Raw genomic sequence first — 19,201 nt, forward strand, 5'->3', positions numbered from 1 at the left:
TCAATTAAAAGAATTAAAAACTCGCTGACAGACCGAAGGCAAAAGACTTGCTGATCGGTTGTGCATAATAATTACCGTAAGTTTCAGGATCAAAATATCCGTCATAATTTGCTCCAAAGACAAATAGGTTACGTCCTTCTACATTCACGCGTAAATTGCTTGTACCAATTTTTTTACTTAATGCAGCAGGGAGTGTATAACCTAAACGAATGCTATTGATGCGGACATAGCTCATTTTCTTTGCCCAGATATCATAGAGATTGAATGATTTAATTGGATCATTGCTTTCCAACCAAGCATAGGCCATCCAGCGATCATTGAATTCAGAACTTATGCTTCCCAAAGCAGGCATATTACCACCCTCTTGCAGTGCCTTCAAAAGATCTGTTGTATAATTCTGACCACGGTCTACCAGAGCCGGATTATAAGTCGGTGTACGGCTTACCCAACGCTCCAAATTAAACACAGCAGAAATTGCGAGATCAAAATTAGCATAACGGAAACGGTTGGTCATTCCGCCGATAAACTTCGGATCTTTACTACCCTTGTATTTAAATTTAGAACGGTATTCTGCAGCGGTCATATCGGTTTGCGAAATATAACCTGGCAAAAACTCCGCCCATGGATCATATAATCCAAAAAACTGTTCAAAGCTCGAAACGGATCCATCCTGATTTCTGAACTGCATCACCCCATCTTTATCCAAACCAGCCGTTTCCAATACGTATAGGCCATTAATTGGACGCCCTTCCTGTGTTTCAAGCGCATAGGCTTTTGGATCAGCGAGTACTTTTAATAATTTATTACTATTGTGTGCAATATTAAAGTCCGTTGACCAGGAGAATTTATCCGTTTGGATCTGACGGCTTGATATCGTCAATTCCACGCCTTGGTTTCTTGCTGAGGCCCAATTAACTTTTACGTTTTGGAAACCGTTTTCCAAAGGTATTGCACTATAATCGATTAAGTCGGTACTCTTTCTGTTATAATAATCAACCGTAATATTTAATCTGTTTTTCCATAGGCCTAAATCAATCCCAGCATTATAAGATTGGGTCTTTTCCCAGCGAAGTTTATCATTAGCAGGCATCTCAACAAATACAGTTCCTTCATTATTTCCTGGCAACATGGTAATGTTATTATAAAAACCAACAATAAAAGGATAAGTATTGCGATCAATATTTCCTTGCGTACCGTAAGACGCGCGCACTCGGAGATCAGACAAAGCGGTTTTTCCTTTAATAAACTCTTCCTCTAGCACATTCCATGATCCCGAAACAGACCAAATCGGTAGAAAACGATATTTGGGATCAACACCAAACATATTAGAACCATCTTGTCGAATACTTGCATATACATTGTATTTCCGATCAAAAGTATAGGTCGCATTCCCATAGAACGAGGCATATGAGCTTTCTACAAATCCTTTTTTATACTGTACAAACCTTGAGTCATTTGGTAGTTGCTATTTGGAAAACAAGTGTTTGCGTCGTCAATGTTGCCGGATTGTACCCGAATCCCTTCGTTGTTACGATTTCACTCTTGCTCCGTCTCAGTTCCGTTCCTCCCATCAATTCCAGCTCATGGCGATCGTTCCAGGTTTTGTTGTACTTTAAATAAGTTTTCCAATTGTATTGGAAAACGCTATTATTGGAATTTTCTATTGTCCCACCAGTAGGCAAAAAATACTTATTTATCTTGCTGGCGGCATCGTAGTAGCGGGTCGCAGCACGCAATTTTCGGGTGTTATAACTTTCCTGATCTGCAAATTTTTCAGTTTTATTTTCATCAAATTGCAAACCAAGCTCTGTTCTCAGGATAACTGTGGTAAAATAGCGTATTCCAAATAACTGATTGCTTTCAGTGCTTTATTTGTTAACGTGTATTTGGTATTATCGCGCTCTTCAATTGCGTTAAATGGGATATAAGTATCTCTTTCAAAGCCCTCGATATCTGGATCATAGTTAAATTTCCCAGATTGATCATAAACTGAAAGATATGGATTAACCGAACGCACATAATAACTTGGGTTCGTGAAAGCATCACGATCCTGAATCGGATTTTGTCTATTCGAAACTGATCCTAATATATTAATACCAGCTTTAAACCGATCGTTGATTGTAAAATCGTTATTTAATGTCAATGAATAACGACGAAGATCTACCGCTTTTGTAGCACCTTTTTCATCGTACAAACCTGTTGACAAATAATAGCGATGCCCATCATTACCGCCTGAAATAGACGCGGAATACTGTTGATTGACCGCCTGACGGTATAATTCATTCCCCCAATTCGTTTGTTGCGTGCGCAATTGACTGATCGACTGCTGTACTTCCGGTGACAAAGCTGCTAAACCACCGGTGCGATAAGCATCCAATGCATTTGCTTTATTTAGTATCCGCATAACAGCGCCCTTATCCGTACGATAATTGAGATCCGTACGATTGGCCATCAATAACTCAAAATTCACTTTTTCATTAGCATCCATCAGATTGAGTTTACCGAAATCCGGACGTTGCGTCACAAAGGTATTTGCTGACACCTGCAATTTTGCGGGACCAGATTTACCTCTTTTTGTGGTAATCACAATGACCCCATTTGCGGCCCGGGCACCATAAATTGAAGTCGCCGCAGCATCTTTTAAAACGGTAATATCGGCGATATCATCGGGATTGATGCCTGCAATAGGAAGATTTGTCAAGCTATTAAGATCATCTTTCTCTATTCGGTTTGGCATTGCCGTACCTTCAATCGGCAGTCCGTCAATCACCCATAAGGGATCTTGTGTGCCATTGAGTGATACAGTACCACGAATACGGATCTGTGGAGCACTATTGGGGCCGCCATTAAAATTGCTCAACTGCAAACCTGCCACCTGACCAGCAAGCATTTCATCGATCGATGCAACCCCCGTCTGTTTGATGTCCGCTACATTGATTTTATTGTAAGCCGTCGTATTCTTACGTTTTTTGATATCCGTATAACCTGTTACGATCACTTCATCCAAGGACTCACCACTTGGCTGAAGCAAGATTGTCTTATGATCCTGAAATACCGGCACCTGAATACGCTGGTACCCGACATAGCTAATCGTTACATACTTTAAATTACTAGGCACTTTTAAGCGAAATTCACCAGCCGCATCGGTCAATGAACCCAATGCCGACTGCTGCACCTGATTAGGTACACCGATATCTTCTGCTACTGCCGAACTTTCAACGACAACCGTCGCCCCCACGACCGGTTTTAACGTGACCGCATCCAAAACCTTTCCTTTCAGTTCCCTGGATTCCTGCGCATGCGCAACGTGCACACACATGAAGGTCAACGGTATTAAAAACTTATTCATTTTGGTAGATGTTAATATATTAGTTTAATTCTAAGGTATTTGCAATACGTAGTAAAGATCCATGTAATGCGATTTTGTAGTCGCGTCACCTGTCCGCTGCTTTTGCTTCAACAACTGGTAGATCTCATATAGTTCAGCACGTTTATAGGTCAACATATCGGAAGTGCGTATCATACCAGTGACATGTACATTCCGAAGTCCCGTTTTTGAAGAGGATGCATGTTGTGGATGTAAACATAGATCAGGTTGTATCGCTTCAACTAGCTGCTCAATGCCTGCCAGCTTCTTCGCATTTAATTTCTCCATGGATTTGTTTGTAGATACCATCAGAACATCCACATAGTTTTGTTGTAGCATCCGTGTTTTAAGGTCCAACGATTGTCCACTGATGGTTTTAGCAAAGATCGTCTGACGTACAGAAGTTAGAAACTCAGGTGCACTCCATGCTTTTCTACTTCCAAAAAGATTTTCCATCTCAACCATACGCAGCAAACGTTCATCATTGACCAGTTTATACAACATGGCATACTGAAATTCACGTTGTAAGTTATAAGGAGCATACTCAAATGGTCCTATTGGAGAATCTTTCAATGGAAAAGTTTTTGCCATCAGCTCTGGGACGAACAACCACTCGGGCATGTAAAAGACATTCTTCTTGAGGTATTCCAAAGCACGTACTTGTTTGTCTGTTGGTACTGGACTATAGGCATCTTTTTGATCGCCCAAAACAGCATTTTCCAGGTATATTCCCCCGATATTATTTAAGACATGGTCAGCATACGCATACCATTGTCCGACTACACCCATATATAATTTACCGGCACGGTAGTAATCATCACCTACATTAGTGGTCCAGTTGATAATATTAGGCATCATACGACGCAGATTCCGCATGCCATATTCACCAGCTTTCATCGCGTCGTCACCAAGATCTTCCGATTGAGCCCGCGGATCAACGATATTTTTAGAATCTTGCTGTTCACCGTAATGGTAAATAGGATCATGTACATGGCTGTCAATTTCCTTTCTCAGCAAAGGAATTTCATCCCAAGGTTGCGTTTTGCCATACCAACGGTAAGCCCAGCCAATGGCATACTTGTCGTAAGCACCGATCACGGGAGTGATCTGTTCCACACCATCTTCGGGTTGTGCCACATAATTGAAACGAGCGTAATCCATAATTGAAGGAGCAGTCCCCCCCATTTTAGCGGTGAAGCTTTTACTACGCAATGAATCAACAGGAAAACTTGCCGAGGAGCCCATGTTATGCATAAGACCCAAGGTATGCCCAATTTCATGGGAAGAAACAAAGCGAATGGCATGTGCCATTTTTTCATCCGAAAACACATTGGATCGTACCGATGTATCTACTATACCTGTTTGTATACGCATCCAGCTATTTAAAATCGTCATGACGTTGTGCCACCAGATCACATCGGCTTCAAGGATCTCCCCCGAGCGCGGATCGACCACAGAAGGTCCCATGGCATTAGCCTGAGCAGATGCTGCGTAAACGATCGAGGATACATTGGCATCATCGGGATCAAATTTGACACTATCCGGCTGTTGTTTGGCCAGAATTGCATTTTTGAAACCAGCAGCTTCAAAGGCAACCTGCCAATCATGAACTCCATCGATGATCGCTTGTCGCCACTGTTTTGGTGTCGCCGGATCTAAATAAAAGACAATCGGTTTCTTTGGTTCGACCAACTCCCCTTTCAGATACCGCGCTTTATCTTCGTCACGCGGCTCTAAGCGCCAGCGATTGACCAGATTTTTCTTATCCAGTTCCTGTTGTTTATCATTAAAATACCAACGTGGTGAAGTAAAGAAACCTACTCTTGGATCTGCAAACCGCGCAACCATAGGATTTTCAGGCAGTTCGTAAAGATTACTTGTAATTTCTAAAGAAACCGGTACAGATTCATCACCTTCAGTGACCTTGGTAGAGAATACAGACTTCACAACGATATTATTCGCATAGGATTTAATGTCTTCAACGGTAGATATACTCGTTTTAGGTGAAGTTCCCAAACCCAAAGACGTAAACACATCCGTAAAGCTTTTTTCTGAACCGTCAAATACTTTATTGACTTTGATCACCACGGCACTTGAATCCTTTGAATAGCTTTCAATCTTAAACGATTCAATATAAGAAGGGCGATAATTATCATATACCGAAGCGGCTATTGCGTCACCCTTAGGTACTTCGACCTGCGGTTTAATCTCCGAAACCCACACTTCTTTTTTCTCTTTACGATGGGTAAAACGAATGACCTTATTTTCATAATTCATCCCTTTGTTTACCCCAGCCTCATTCAAGGCCAACGGTACAGAAGATAGCTTTTGGATCAACAATATATCTTGCCCCATCTTTTTCAATGGAATTTCAAAGTAGTAGTTGTTTTCTTTACGGATCACAGTAAACATTCCACTATCCACACGCGCATCTTTCAACAATTTGTCGTATGCAGCTGTAGAATCTTTCTTTGCCGTAGAATCTTTGGCAGAAGTAACCGTCTCTTTTTTTCTTAAACCTACGGTTTGCAATATAGAACAAGATTGCATTAGACCCGCCGAAAATAAAAGACCAATGGCTAGCTTAGTATAAGTGTTTTTCATCAAATAATTATTTTTGAGCTCGCTTTCAAAGGCATAAATGAGCTCGTGGCATTCTATTTGTTTTTCACTGGTGACGACGTAACATCAACCGAAAATCCATTATTGATCCTAAGCCTGTTTTAGCTTCGGATTTTGTATCAGAAAGTAATTGCATCTATTCCATGGAGGTCAATCATAAGTTGCACTTTATAAAGACCTTGGCATTTTATGGGATAAGATTAGGCTAATCACAAACTAAAACCGCTGGATTAAGAGCCAAATTTGTTAAAAATATTGTACAGAATAATACATAAAGGGATGAACACGTAGTTCAGAATGATGAACACGCACTATAAAAACATGAATACGCAGACACCTCCAATTTCATTATTCATATACAGCATTATGCGAGTGGTAATCGCACAATAAATTGCCCCGACTCTAACCCGAAATGAAAACCTGCCATGGCATAGTAATTATAGATGGATGACAAATATTTGAGCCCGTACCCCTCACCTTCAAGCTCTGCCCCCTGTCTGGGCTGCCAGTTGTTGCTAACCTCCAGCAGGTTGGTTTCGGGTATATAGATTAAATGAATAGTAAGCGGATTCTCTTTCGAAATGCGTGTATGCTTTATCGCATTCTCGATCAGCATTTGCAAACCCAAACGTGGAATTTTCTGTTCTAATAATTCTCTTGGAATATTTATATCCATATCCTGCAATGCCGCGCCGAACCGCACCTGCTGCAAAAAGAAATAGGCTTTGGCCAATTCCAGTTCCTCCCTTAGCGTAGACCATTCTGCCTCATCTGTACGCAACATTTTACGATAAACCTTGGTCATCTTTCCAATAAAAGACTTGGCCAGTTCATCGTCTTTTCCGATCAGGTACTGAAGCGACCCAAATGTATTGAATAGAAAATGTGGATTGATCTGTTGTCGCAAATGTACTAGACGCATCTGTGTATATTCATTTTTCTGCTTCAAAGCAAGCAATTTCAATTGTTGAATCTTGCGTCGCTCCATAACATTGAAATAGATCAATACCATCGCCACCAACATTAACCCCACACCGAGCAAGATACTATAGGTCAACAATTCCTGGATTTCTTCTTCGATACTCAACAAGAGAACATACACCTTGATTTCACCACCAACAAACAGAATGTTACAGGGATAGGAATTAACCATCACGTCCAGCTGCAGAAAATCTGACTGGACAATTTGCCCCTGTTTTGACACAGCGGCAGTATTTCTCTTTCCCCATTTTCGATTATCTGGAGAATATACACAGATGCCGCGGTCATCATAGATCTCAAAATAAGCCCGCCTTCCGAAATTGAGCTTCGAAAAATAAGCATTCAGCCTTTCGATATCCATATAGATATGATATAGCCGATGATTTATTGTTCGTGTCCGTAACAATGTTAGCATCCTATGGCTTATATAATCAGGTTGGCCTACCGGGATAATGACCAATAAGGAATCACCACTTTCCTTTGGATCAAACGTGGGTTGTTCCAATATTTTTTTCTCAGAAAGGTACAGATCCTGCTGTAGCAATTCCAATTGCTTTTTGACAAGAAACATATTCTCATCCGCAAAATCGATCAATATTCTTTTCTTAAGACGATCAACTTTATGATGGATAACACCGAGCAATCCCCCTCCTACCAGCAGCAGCAACAACAAACAGACAATTAGGATAATACTATTTTTCTGTTCGGCATTTTTAAATCGAAATTTCACGGCGCAAAAATACATCAAAATTTTCAAAGCTTTAGCAAACAAGTTCATAAGAAAGCTCTAACCCAGCCTTTTGTCAATGAAACACGACATATTCCAAGAGCTAACCAAAATAAATGGGGCATTTAATAAAGATTAATAATAATTTTCTGATTTTTGTAACCACAAAAAATTACAAAGTGTCAAAAGCAACATTTATAAAAGTTGTGAAACGTATCGCTATCGTTTTTACAAGCATCGTCGTACTACTCGTTATCAGCATATTATCTATTCCCTATATATTCGAAAATGAAGTAAATAGCAAGGTCAAATCACTCGTAAACGAGCATATTACTGGTGAGTTAAATTATTCAAAAGTAAGATTAACCTTCTTTGATCAATTCCCTTTGCTTACTGCATCGATGGATGATGTCTTACTAAAAGGGGCCGAGCCTTTTAAAAACGATACGCTGCTTGCCGCGAAAAAAGTCAGTTTTGGCGTGGACCTTATGAGTCTCCTCAAATCTAAAATTGTCATCGACAAGTTTATCGTGAACAACGGAAAGATCAACATCTTGGTTGATTCTTTGGGAAATGCCAATTATTCTATTTATAAATCCACCCCGTCAGATTCAACAAAAACACAAGATAATGCAGAAAGTAGCGCTTTGGCTTTTCAATTAATTAAACTTGAAAAAACAAATCTCCATTATGAAGACCGCTCCATTCCGCTTCAGATAGAGGCAAAAGATCTCGAATATGAGGGTAAGGGAGATCTGATGTCAAATATTTTTGACTTGAACACACGTGCAAAAATTGCATCCTTTTCATTTTCCTTTGACAATGAATTATATGTGGACAAAAAGTCGATCGATGCCAATTTGCTAACACGGATCAATACCAATACGTTATCCTTCGTATTCGAACGAAATGATATTAAAATAAATCAATTACCAGTTCGTTTCCGTGGATTGTTGTCTTTTATTTCCCATGGTTATCACCTAGATTTTAAATTAAAATCACAGGAAAGTACCTTGGCCGAATTACTTTCATTAGTCCCAAATAACTACGCTTCTTGGATCAAGGACCTCTCCGTGAAAGGTACATCTGAGGTTTTTGTTAATCTAGAAGGTGATTATATTGTCGACAACAACAAAATGCCTAATCTTTCACTTGGGCTCATGGTCAACAATGGCTTTCTCGCGTATAAACAATCCACCAATCCGCTAACAGACTGGAATGCAAAATTACGGATAGACTTGCCGGCACTGAATCCAGACTCACTACAAATTGATCTTAAACAATTTGACTTTAAAGTTGCTTCAGGCTATTTCAATGCACAGGGCAACATTGCAGGTTTACACCCTGTAACCGTGCATGCCAACATAAAAAGTGATCTTAATCTCGATAAACTCCATGCCTCGCTACAGTTTCCCGATTTTTCTTTCGGTGGAAAGTGGAATCTTGACGCGAAAATCGACGGCACATACGCCAAAGCTATTCGTCAGGTAGGGCTCCAAAAACGCGAACAGGAATACGTCGCATCCATTCCTACTTTTGATATCAAAAATACACTCGTAGATGGTAAATTCAAATTGGCTAAGCTCCCACAGGGATTGGACAAAATTGCCTATCGTCTGGAAGCAAAGGATCCCGATGGCCAGTTAAAAAGTGCATCAATAGCAATACATGATATTTCTGTTCAAGCACTTAACAATTATATAAAAGGATTTATTTCAATAACGGATTTTAATAAAATTGCAGTCAATTCCGATTTAAAGGCATCATTTAATTTAGCAGATATCAAAAAATTCTATCCAATTAAACAAGTCGAATTGGCCGGATTGGTGGATGTCAACCTCATAGCAAAAGGTTATGTAGATCTCAAACGAAACATTTTTCCCGAAACCAATACGTCCATCGTGATGAAGAATGGATTGATCAAGTCAAATGATTATCCTATCCCGATGGAAAATATTCAGGTCGAAGCTTTTTGTCAATAGCGAAAAAGGTTCACTTCGAGATCTGAATGTCAAAATCCTACCGGTATCGTTTACATTTGCGGGTGAACCTTTTTTCTTGAATGCAGACCTCAAGAACTTCAATAACATCAAATACAACATACAGTCCAAGGGTAAGCTCAATCTCGGCCCTATTTATAAACTCTTTGCATTGGATGGTACCAATGTCGATGGCTTTATCTATACAGATTTCAGTTTAAAAGGCTTACAGAGCGATGCCACCAATGGTCATTATAACCGACTTCAAAATAGCGGTCGGTTAAGTATTGGAAATATCCAGGTTCAGTCCGACATGCTTCCACAGCCTATTGCAATTCGAAGTGGGAACTTCAGTTTTAATCAGGAGAAAATGAATTTCGATAAATTCCTGGTTGCCTATGCTAAGAATGATATTTCCATCAAAGGATATCTCAACAATATTATTAATTATGCAACAAGTAGTCAAGCACCGTTAAAAGGTCAATTTACACTCAGCAGCAAGAAAATCAATGTGGATGATTTCATGGTTTTCGGATCACCATCTTCCTCGACAGCTACAGGCACGTCCGAAAGCGGTGTGGTTCTTCTCCCCAAAAATTTGGACGTTCAGGTCTTAGGGCTTGTCAACGCCATATCATATAACAAAATGAATATCAAAGATTTCAAAGGAGACCTACAGGTAAAAGAAGGTAAGATGACACTTAATAAGACAAACTTTGAACTTGCGGGACTGAAAGTAGATATGAACGGAAGTTATCGTCCCATAAATCCACGTAGAGCAAGTTTTGATTATGCGGTGAAAGCCGACAGCTTTGATATTCAACGCGCTTACAAAGAGATACCGATGTTCAGGGAAATGGTTAGCTCTGCCAAAAATGCTTATGGTCTTGTTTCATTGGATTACAAATTGGGTGGCCTATTGAATGGCAATATGCAACCAGTAATGCCTTCTATCGTCGGCGAGGGATCCTTAACGCTAAATCAGATTAAGTTCAGAGGCTTCAAACTACTCAATGGAATTAGTCAATCTACTTCCAAAGAAAAATTGAAGGATGGCGAAGTAAAAAAAGTTGTTATTAAATCCCATATCAAAAATAATGTGATGACCATCGAACGCACGAAAATGAAAATGATGGGATTCAGGCCTCGCTTTGAAGGCCAAGTAACCTTAGACGGACGGATGAACCTGGGTTTTAGACTGGGCTTACCTCCTTTTGGAATCTTTGGGATACCTATGCGAATTACGGGCACTCCAGATAACTTTCATTTAAAAATGGGAAAATACAAAGAAGAGGATCTCGACATGGACATGGATGACGAGGACAGTAAAGTATATAAAGAATCTCAAAAAGTGCAAGAAACACAGGCTAAGTAAACGCGTAATTAGTTTTAGTAAATTCAGTCGACACAATAGTGCTGAATTAAAAACGTTATTAAGTTAACAGAAAGATTTGTTAACTTAATAACGTTTTTAATTGTTGAAAACTATGAGATATATACTAATTATACCGATTGCGGTTCTATCCATCTGCAGTTGGTCCAGTTTCAATACCGTTAACGATCAGAAAAACCCCTTATATGGGAAAGTATTCCGTGAGATCAATGAAATTGCTGAATTAAAATCTTATACCTACACAACTGGCGCACTTATTGAAACCGACAAGAATGCACAGGGCGATTATCGCTTTGCTGCCGGCTATTTTACAAATGCCAAAAATGGTGTTTGTATTTTAGAGGAATTGTTACCCGATGATAGCAAAGGTAAAGTCAAATACAAGATTTTGGATACCATCAATATCCAAAAACTGAAGTCCAACGAGCAGCTTAGCTTATGCAACTGCAAGCAAGGAGACAAACCAAACAGTGAAATTATAGCCATTAGCCGGGTCGATGAAAGCAAAGAATATTTCGACAAAATCGTCAAGGCATGGCGTATGGATACCAAAAGCCAGAAAATTATACCTTTAAAAGACACAAAAGGTATAAGCTGTCTCAATGAAGGCTATGGCATCTAGTAGCGACAGGGTTTTTAAATCAATCCGTCAGCCTTCAACTTGTCAAACACATGCAAAACGCCAATGACCTGGATCGGTTCTTCCTGGTACTCTTGGTGTGAAAAATAACGAACGGCACCAATCTCATTACTGGGTTCGATCTGCTCTGTTAATGGATACAGAAAACAATCTTGTTCCATGATAACCTCTGGCACAAGCCCGTATGCCGGGGCTGTAACATGGCAATAATAGGAGATTTTATCCGGATCCAGATTGATATTTAGCTCCTCCAAAATTTCACGACGAAGGGACTGCAGAGCTTCCTCCCCCGCATCAATCTTTCCACCCGGCAGATACCATGCCTTTCTATTGTTGCTATACGCTAATAATAATTTATCCTCCTTAATACTCACTAAACCCGCTGTAGGCAAACATTTTGTTGTTGTCATGAAATCTATTATAAACTATTACTGATTAAATACGCTAGATGTGAAATTACTTCTTTTACGACATTTATCAAAGCGCGACAGCTAATTTGGAGAATCCTTCATTAAAACTTTGCACAAAATCAATAGAGAGGCTAATCAATATCCCGAAACATCATAGGCTAGTTTCTCTTTGAGCACAAGCTTCCGTAGGCTCTTCAAAAAAGTCTCCGCATGATTCATGGTAAAACACAGCGGCGGTAATAAACGGAGCGTATAGCGTCCTGCATATCCTGTAAAAATCTTTTCAGAAAACAGCAGTTCTTTGCGCAGATGTCGAATATCGTTTTCAAACTCTACGCCAATCATCAAACCTTGCCCCCTAACTTCACTCACGCCATGAATTTTTCTTAATTCTGTCAACAAAAATTCACCTACAGCTGCGGCATTATCAATCAATTGCTCCTTTTGAATTACATCAAGTACAGCCAGAGCTGCCGCGCAGATCACATGACTACCACCAAAAGTAGTTCCCAATTGCCCTATGACCGGCTTTATCTTAGGCGAAATAATTGTTGCCCCCATCGGCAGCCCATTTGCAATCCCTTTGGCCACCGTAATTAGATCGGCTTCTATCCCTGCATGCTGATGTGCAAAGAAAAGTCCCGTGCGCCCATACCCGCATTGAATTTCATCCAAAATAAGCATGGTCCCAGTTTTCGTGCAAATTGCTCTTACTTCCTGTAAGAAACTAGTACTTGCCCGATGAATTCCCCCGACACCTTGAATAGGTTCAATAATGACCGCACAATATTCTTCCGTTTCCAATTGTTTTTTCAAACTGGAGATCTCGTTGAAAGGTGTAAAGACAAATTGTTCACTTTCATTTAATGGTGCACGAATTGACTGGATATCCGTTGCCGCAACCGCAGCTGAGGTTCTCCCATGAAACGCATTGGACATCGCCAATACTTTCCTCCTTCCCGTATGGAACGAAGCTAACTTCAGTGCATTTTCATTTGCTTCAGCTCCCGAATTACTGTAAAAAATAGCATAGGTCGGATAGCCACAGGCACTGCCTAAGCGTTCGGCCAAACGATCCTGAAGATCGTTTGTAACTGCATTTGAATAAAATCCGATCTTGTTCATCTGTTGTATAGTTTCCTCAACAACATGCGGATGGCTATGCCCAACAGAAATAACGGCATGACCACCATAGAGATCTAGATAGGCCTGCTGCTGTTTATCATAGACAAAGCAACCAAGAGCTCGTTCGATCGCAATATCAACTTTCTCAAAAACGGGAAATGGTTTCATGAATGACTTAGAATTAGTAAAACTCAAAAATCCACTTAAATCCCCTTTCATTCCTAGTCCAAGATGGTTATTTATTCCTAGTCCAGCCGACACAGGCAATAAACAAAATAACTCATCTTAAATAGAATAGCGCAGCACTGCTCATGCGCCATCTATCGAATGTATTTTAATCCTGCAGAACAATTGTATATTTGAACAATTACCCGATACAACAGCCTCATGCTTAGACCTTGGAATTTAACGATAGATATTGACAGATCCTCTTCAAAAGCGATTTACATCCAAATAGCGGATAACATTGCTGCTGATATTCAATCAGGTAGATTGCCGAAGGGAACGGCCTTACCGAGTAGCAGATCTCTTGCAGCCCAACTAAAATTAAACCGAAACACGGTAATTGATGCCATACAGTTGCTGTTGAGCGAAGGCTGGCTGGTTAGTCAAGCACGTAGAGGTATATTTGTAGCGGCCCAATTACCTTATGGCTCGAACCTATATGTTGCACAAAAGATCGAATTATCTGATCTTCAGCCTCCAACACGTATTATATTCGATGACGGTAATCCAGACAGTAAGATTGCCCCGGTAGAACAGCTCGGACGGGCTTATCGCCAAATTTTTAAACGCAGCGCACGTTGGAAAATGATGGGATATGCCGATCCCCGAGGTCATCTAGATTTTCGTGAAGAAATCGCCAATATGCTCAACATCGAACGCAACATGCACATCGATAAAAATAAGCTATGCATCAGTCGTGGAAGCCAAATGGCCATGTACCTGGTCGCCCAATGCCTATTACAGCACGATGATTATATCTTTGTAGAGTCCCCTGGATACCATTCAGCCTGGAAGATCTTTGAAAAAGCCGGCGCGAAATTGATTCCTATTCCTGTCGATGCCGATGGTCTTCTCGTTGAAGAACTGCTGCCTCATTTATTGAAAAAGAGCAATATTAAGGCGCTGTACCTTACCCCACATCGACAGTATCCAACCACCGTCACATTAAGCAAAGAACGGAGATCACAATTAATAGCATTATCCAACCAATATAACTTCACGATCATCGAGGATGATTACGACTACGAATTTCATTTTGAACAAGCTCCCTATTACCCGCTCGCTTCACAGCAGGAGCTGATCAATACAGTTTACATTGGTACGCTGAGCAAAGTTGTCGCACCAGCACTCCGTATCGGTTATCTTGCGACGAGAAACGAACATTTGCTCCAGCAGATTACCGAACTTCGCTATATCATCGATATCCAAGGTGACAATATTATGGAGCAAGCTGTACTGGAACTCATTCAGGATGGAACAATTCGTAGACATATCCGAAAAGCAACACAGCTTTACAAAAGGAAACGTGATTTTATGATCGCCCAATTGGACAAACATCTGCAGGATCATGTGAACTACACTTCTCCACAAGGGGGATTGGCGGTTTGGCTATCTTTTAAACATCAAATCGACTGGGCATTTTTATTCCAAAAATTAAAGGAAAGATCAGTACATATACCGCATCCCGAAAACTACAGCAGAGAAAATGTTTTTGGCGGAATACGGCTTGGCTACGGATCCTTATCAGAGGAATTGATCGAAGAAGGAATAGTCATTTTGGCTGAACTTTTGGAACAGGCAAAACTCTCCACTTAATGGTTTGAAACACAAAAAGCAACTAGACTATTTTCCAATTCGGACGGACTTCATTAGATTAAAATTCTGAAAAAACAAGCACATTCAATATTTAATTCCGCCCCATAAAGACCGATTAAAAGATTAGTATAGGTAATACGTAAAAAACAGTTAAAAATGCTGATAAAACGTAATTGTTTTGTCAAAAATCAACTTTTTCACTTATTAATCGCATAAATTAACCGTAGTTTTACGGCGCAAAAGACACACGAGTAATTCCTAATAGGATAGCTATATAATAAGAGAGAGAATAGAGTACATTAATTTATGACTGAGAGAATACCCAGCAGGCCATATGCAGCAATAACTGGTATTGGCGGATATATTCCACCGAATAAAAGATCGAATACAGATTTGGAGCAGTTTTGCGATACATCCGATGAGTGGATTATCAAACGCACAGGTATTAAGGAGCGGAGAATTTTAGAAGAAAATCTTGCCACATCAGACATGGCTGTAAAAGCTATACAAGATTTGGCAACACAATATCATAAAAATCTGAACGATGTAGATGCCCTAATTGTGGCGACTTCTACACCTGATATGCCTATGCCGGCAACAGCAAATATCATTTTAGAAAAATTAGGTCTTACCAATGTTTGGGCTTTTGATGTCAATGCTGCTTGCTCAGGATTTTTATATGCCTTAGATATGGCTTCTGCTCTCGTTGAGACTGGACGTTATAAAAATGTACTCGTAGTCGGAGCCGACAACATCAGTACTTATGTCGATTTAAAAGACCGTTCAACCAATATTCTTTTCGGTGATGGCGCTGGTGTGATATGGCTTGAGCCATCTTTAGAAGGTGGAATTATGGATGCCTATCTATGTAGCAATGGAGCGGGAAAAGAATTTTTAAAAATTGAAGCCGGCGGTTCTTTGTATCCAATCGACAGCAATCTTCCTGTTAACGACAACAGATTCCTGAAACAAGATGGTAAAACTGTATTTAGACATGCTGTGCAGTCTATGAGCGATGCCTGTAATACGGTTTTGCAACGCAACAACCTACAGATTGAAGATATCAATTGGTTAATCCCACATCAGGCTAATCAGCGCATCATTGATGCCGTTGGGCGTAGTCTTAATATACCAGAAGATAGAGCGTTAAGTAATATCGAATACCTAGGAAATACCATTGCTGCCACGATCCCACTATGTATCTGGCAAAATATTAAAAAATTAAATACCGGTGATTTAGTCATGTTAACCGCCTTTGGTGCCGGTTTCTCTTGGGGAGCCAGCATATTTAAATGGATGATTTAAGCGATCAAAAACTTTAGTCGTCATAAATTCACACTAAAATAAAACCCCAGGAATCAATGATTTCTGGGGTTTTTCTTTATTTCCCGCCACCAAAAACAGGATCGCCATTGCGCAAGAAGAATCGAACCTATCCTCTTTTTACAGGCAGCACCGTGAAGAAGAAAGGAATAAATAATGGGGAGTTTATAGGGAGCTTATACGGACCTTATAGGGACCTCATTCGGATGAAAGCGTCTAAAGTCCGATTTAATTTCCAATGAAGTCTCAATAAAGTTTGTATCATTTCAGAAGATGTCCTCCATTTATTCTCTCTTTTAATGGCAAAAGAAAAGGGGGCTTTGCACTGCAAAGCCCCCTAACTCAAATAAGATCTACGCTTTTAATAATTTAATGACAGGCCCACACCAAACCCCATATCACTATCATAATGCGTTCTAAACGCCATATTTTTGGTGATGACATAATTTAGTCCGGCCATATATTCAAGGTCCGAGTTGACCATAAAATCACCACGGATTCTTCTAGCGATCGGAATATCTTCGCGCATCAGCTGCAATCTGACAATACCATCGTGATATACCTCCGCCTGAAAGTTGACCAACATAGGTAAAGTATACATAAAACCTAGACTCAAAGCTTTGCGACTATCTTTTTTATTGGCCTGTCCAAAGATATTTTTCTCATGTTCATCCTCCCCCATACGGCGATAACGATAATCAAAACCTACAAATGGCATAAACCATTGCATCTTCCCAAAGTATCTACCCAGGTGGGTTTCCACCTCATAGCCATGCATATCGTTATACCCTAATCGCCATTCGGAACCGAGCTGCCAACGCGCATTCTGAAACATGGCCTGACCGTCATTTCCATTGGTCGCAAAATCATTTTGCGCCATAAAATGGGTCATATTACTTTCCATTTGCAATTCCTTGTAGGCTTTGGCTTTGTCTGGAAGATTGGGATTTTTATAATCATCCACAGCAAACACACGATTCATCCCAGCCATCATATGATACAGGATGTGGCAATGAAAAAACCAGTCCCCTTCTTCATTTGCTAAGAATTCGATCGTATCCGTCTCCATTGGCATGATATCTACCACATTTTTCAATGGCGCTTTTGATCCTTTTCCATTCAACAGTCTAAAGTCAAAGCCATGCAGATGTATTGGATGACGCATCATCGAATTATTATAGATGGTAATGCGCAATACCTCGCCCTTTTTTACCGGTATCTTATCCGTTTCCGAGAGAATTTTATTGTCCATGCTCCATACATAACGGCTCATATTTCCCGTAAGCGTAAATTTAAGATCTCGTATCGGCGCTTCTTTAGGCAATTCAGTCGCTTGAGGAGACTCCAGCATCGCATAGTTTAGCGTTACAATATCGCCCAATGCATTGGCATTATAACGATTGGGATCTTCTTCCATCTTCATTTGTCCATGATCCATACCGCTATGTTTACTGTGATCTTCTTTTTTCTTTCCATCACCTGTAATTTCGGGATACATCACCACATTCATATCCATCTGATTCAGACTCATCTTCATACCCATATCATTGAGATCCCCATTCATCTTCATCATATCGTTCATCATCTTCATGCCTTCAAAATATTTAAGGCGGGGAAGTGGAGAAATCAACTGTTTAATACCATTTCCGACAAAATAACTTGCAGATTGTGTTCGATCTTCTGTTGTTGCCATAAATTCGTAAGCTGTTCCTTCATTTGGAATTGTTACAACGACATCATAAGTCTCCGATACGGCAATCATCAATCGATCGACCTCCACCGGTACCACATCATTCCCATCATTGGCAACAACGGTAATTTTGCCACCTGCATAGCGCAGCCAAAAATAAGACGAAGCACCACCATTGGAAATTCGCAAACGCACTTTATCTCCTGCTTTCAAAGCTTTACCGTTCACCGATTTTAAATCCGTGGAATGAGCCCCGTTCATCAAGACCTTATCATAATACACATCACTGACATCCATTGCCAGCTGACGTTTCCATTCATTCGTAACTTTAGTTTTAAACTTTCCTTCTTTAATAGCTTCAACGTACGATTGTGTAGCGCCTTTTTTTATCGCGGCCCAATCGTTGGCCGTGTGTAGCATCCGCTGAATGTTATCGGGGTTATAATTTGTCCATTCGCTCAATATGACCGGAATCGTGGGTAAATCATCAATTCCTTTGCGAAAAGTCTTATCATCTGCACGCTTGTTGAGAATAAGACTACCATACATACCGATCTGTTCCTGCAGACCGGAATGCGAATGATACCAGTGTGTACCGTGCTGGATTATCGGAAAGCGATAAGTATAAGTCGAATTCGGCTTTATAGGTTCCTGCGTCAGGTGTGGCACTCCGTCTTCTTTGTTCGGCAGAAAAATACCATGCCAATGTAGCGACGTGCTCTCCTTTAACTCATTGTGAACAACAATTTCCGCCGTATCTCCTTCAGTAAAAGTCAGGGTAGGCATCGGAATCTGTCCGTTTACAGCGATTGCCCGTTTTGATTTACCGGCATAATTGACAATGGTATCCCGTACATAAAGGTCATGACGAACCACTTTCTGGGCCAGCACTGTCAGTTGTGTCATCAATAATAAAACAACCGTTAATATATTACTCTTTTTACGCATGTTCATTCATTTAATTGATTAGTATTCCATTTCCCATCGGTCCTACGCCATATTGATAGACCAGTCTAGCCCCGTGATGTCCTGTGACAAATAGTGTCACCGATAAACTTATCAACAAAATCAATATCAAATAGTTTATCCAGGCACCTGTATCTTTCCGCAAACTAACAAAATG

The 19,201-nt window shown here is 40.3% G+C and carries 13 protein-coding genes; 5 read left to right on the forward strand and 8 right to left on the reverse strand.

Annotated elements, in window-relative coordinates; translation table 11 throughout:
- Positions 1 to 13: 13 nt before the first annotated feature.
- The 5 genes from DTA23_RS28340 to DTA23_RS02025 form a co-directional block, all read right to left on the reverse strand.
- Complete coding sequence (locus DTA23_RS28340; protein WP_370445044.1) at positions 14 to 1,324, reverse strand: SusC/RagA family TonB-linked outer membrane protein; 1,311 nt, start codon at positions 1,322 to 1,324, stop codon at positions 14 to 16.
- Between the two features lie 127 nt (positions 1,325 to 1,451).
- Positions 1,452 to 1,799: a hypothetical protein gene (locus DTA23_RS28345; RefSeq protein WP_256602619.1), complete on the reverse strand. Its 348-nt coding sequence runs from the start codon at positions 1,797 to 1,799 to the stop codon at positions 1,452 to 1,454.
- A gap of 14 nt (positions 1,800 to 1,813) precedes the next feature.
- A complete protein-coding gene (locus tag DTA23_RS28350; protein WP_256602620.1) occupies positions 1,814 to 3,349 on the reverse strand; it encodes a TonB-dependent receptor plug domain-containing protein in 1,536 nt (511 codons plus the stop codon).
- Between the two features lie 30 nt (positions 3,350 to 3,379).
- Positions 3,380 to 5,971, reverse strand: coding sequence for a zinc-dependent metalloprotease (locus tag DTA23_RS02020; protein WP_172462294.1), 2,592 nt, complete (start codon positions 5,969 to 5,971; stop codon positions 3,380 to 3,382).
- Positions 5,972 to 6,353: 382 nt separating this feature from the next.
- Entirely contained in the window at positions 6,354 to 7,700 is a 1,347-nt protein-coding gene (locus DTA23_RS02025; protein WP_172462295.1) for a sensor histidine kinase, read from the reverse strand.
- A 176-nt stretch (positions 7,701 to 7,876) separates the two neighbouring features.
- On the opposite strand from DTA23_RS02025, the gene DTA23_RS02030 reads away from it, so the two are divergent.
- From DTA23_RS02030 to DTA23_RS02040, 3 genes are all read left to right on the forward strand, one after another.
- Positions 7,877 to 9,679 carry an AsmA family protein gene (locus DTA23_RS02030; RefSeq protein WP_112373686.1) on the forward strand — a complete coding sequence of 601 codons (1,803 nt, stop codon included), beginning with the start codon at positions 7,877 to 7,879 and terminating at the stop codon, positions 9,677 to 9,679.
- Positions 9,627 to 11,051: an AsmA family protein gene (locus DTA23_RS02035; protein WP_112373687.1), complete on the forward strand. Its 1,425-nt coding sequence runs from the start codon at positions 9,627 to 9,629 to the stop codon at positions 11,049 to 11,051. Before DTA23_RS02030 ends, DTA23_RS02035 begins: the two co-directional genes overlap by 53 nt.
- A 112-nt stretch (positions 11,052 to 11,163) precedes the next feature.
- Positions 11,164 to 11,691 (forward strand): hypothetical protein, encoded by a 528-nt coding sequence (locus DTA23_RS02040; protein WP_112373688.1) that lies wholly within the window; start codon positions 11,164 to 11,166, stop codon positions 11,689 to 11,691.
- 14 nt (positions 11,692 to 11,705) lie between these two features.
- On the opposite strand, the gene DTA23_RS02045 is transcribed toward DTA23_RS02040, so the two are convergent.
- Together DTA23_RS02045 and DTA23_RS02050 are read right to left on the reverse strand one after the other, a co-directional pair.
- On the reverse strand, positions 11,706 to 12,119 hold the full coding sequence (locus DTA23_RS02045) for an NUDIX hydrolase (protein ID WP_088160369.1): 414 nt from the start codon (positions 12,117 to 12,119) through the stop codon (positions 11,706 to 11,708).
- 135 nt (positions 12,120 to 12,254) lie between these two features.
- The gene (locus DTA23_RS02050; RefSeq protein WP_112373689.1) at positions 12,255 to 13,412 is read right to left on the reverse strand and encodes an aspartate aminotransferase family protein; all 1,158 of its coding nucleotides are present in this window, start codon (positions 13,410 to 13,412) and stop codon (positions 12,255 to 12,257) included.
- A gap of 219 nt (positions 13,413 to 13,631) precedes the next feature.
- Here DTA23_RS02050 and pdxR point away from each other — a divergent pair, with 219 nt between their 5' ends.
- Positions 13,632 to 15,065 (forward strand): MocR-like pyridoxine biosynthesis transcription factor PdxR, encoded by a 1,434-nt coding sequence (gene pdxR, locus DTA23_RS02055; protein ID WP_112373690.1) that lies wholly within the window; start codon positions 13,632 to 13,634, stop codon positions 15,063 to 15,065.
- A 306-nt stretch (positions 15,066 to 15,371) separates the two neighbouring features.
- Entirely contained in the window at positions 15,372 to 16,370 is a 999-nt protein-coding gene (locus DTA23_RS02060) for a beta-ketoacyl-ACP synthase III (RefSeq protein ID WP_046673918.1), read from the forward strand.
- A gap of 379 nt (positions 16,371 to 16,749) precedes the next feature.
- Here DTA23_RS02060 and DTA23_RS02065 read toward each other — a convergent pair whose 3' ends face one another.
- The gene (locus tag DTA23_RS02065; protein ID WP_112374044.1) at positions 16,750 to 19,026 is read right to left on the reverse strand and encodes a multicopper oxidase family protein; all 2,277 of its coding nucleotides are present in this window, start codon (positions 19,024 to 19,026) and stop codon (positions 16,750 to 16,752) included.
- Between the last annotated feature and the right edge of the window lie 175 nt (positions 19,027 to 19,201).

Origin of the sequence: Sphingobacterium multivorum (genome assembly GCF_900457465.1) — a bacterium.
Lineage (GTDB): Bacteria > Bacteroidota > Bacteroidia > Sphingobacteriales > Sphingobacteriaceae > Sphingobacterium > Sphingobacterium multivorum.

Bases quoted from the DNA above. Each gene is read 5' to 3' on its own strand.
- DTA23_RS28340 (WP_370445044.1), bottom strand. From the start codon at position 1,324: ATGTTTGGTGTTGATCCCAAATATCGTTTTCTACCGATTTGGTCTGTT.
- DTA23_RS28350 (WP_256602620.1), bottom strand. From the start codon at position 3,349: ATGAATAAGTTTTTAATACCGTTGACCTTCATGTGTGTGCACGTTGCG.
- DTA23_RS02020 (WP_172462294.1), bottom strand. From the start codon at position 5,971: ATGAAAAACACTTATACTAAGCTAGCCATTGGTCTTTTATTTTCGGCG.
- DTA23_RS02035 (WP_112373687.1), top strand. From the start codon at position 9,627: ATGATTATCCTATCCCGATGGAAAATATTCAGGTCGAAGCTTTTTGTC.
- DTA23_RS02040 (WP_112373688.1), top strand. From the start codon at position 11,164: ATGAGATATATACTAATTATACCGATTGCGGTTCTATCCATCTGCAGT.
- DTA23_RS02045 (WP_088160369.1), bottom strand. From the start codon at position 12,119: ATGACAACAACAAAATGTTTGCCTACAGCGGGTTTAGTGAGTATTAAG.
- DTA23_RS02050 (WP_112373689.1), bottom strand. From the start codon at position 13,412: ATGAAACCATTTCCCGTTTTTGAGAAAGTTGATATTGCGATCGAACGA.
- pdxR (WP_112373690.1), top strand. From the start codon at position 13,632: ATGCTTAGACCTTGGAATTTAACGATAGATATTGACAGATCCTCTTCA.
- DTA23_RS02060 (WP_046673918.1), top strand. From the start codon at position 15,372: ATGACTGAGAGAATACCCAGCAGGCCATATGCAGCAATAACTGGTATT.
- DTA23_RS02065 (WP_112374044.1), bottom strand. From the start codon at position 19,026: ATGCGTAAAAAGAGTAATATATTAACGGTTGTTTTATTATTGATGACA.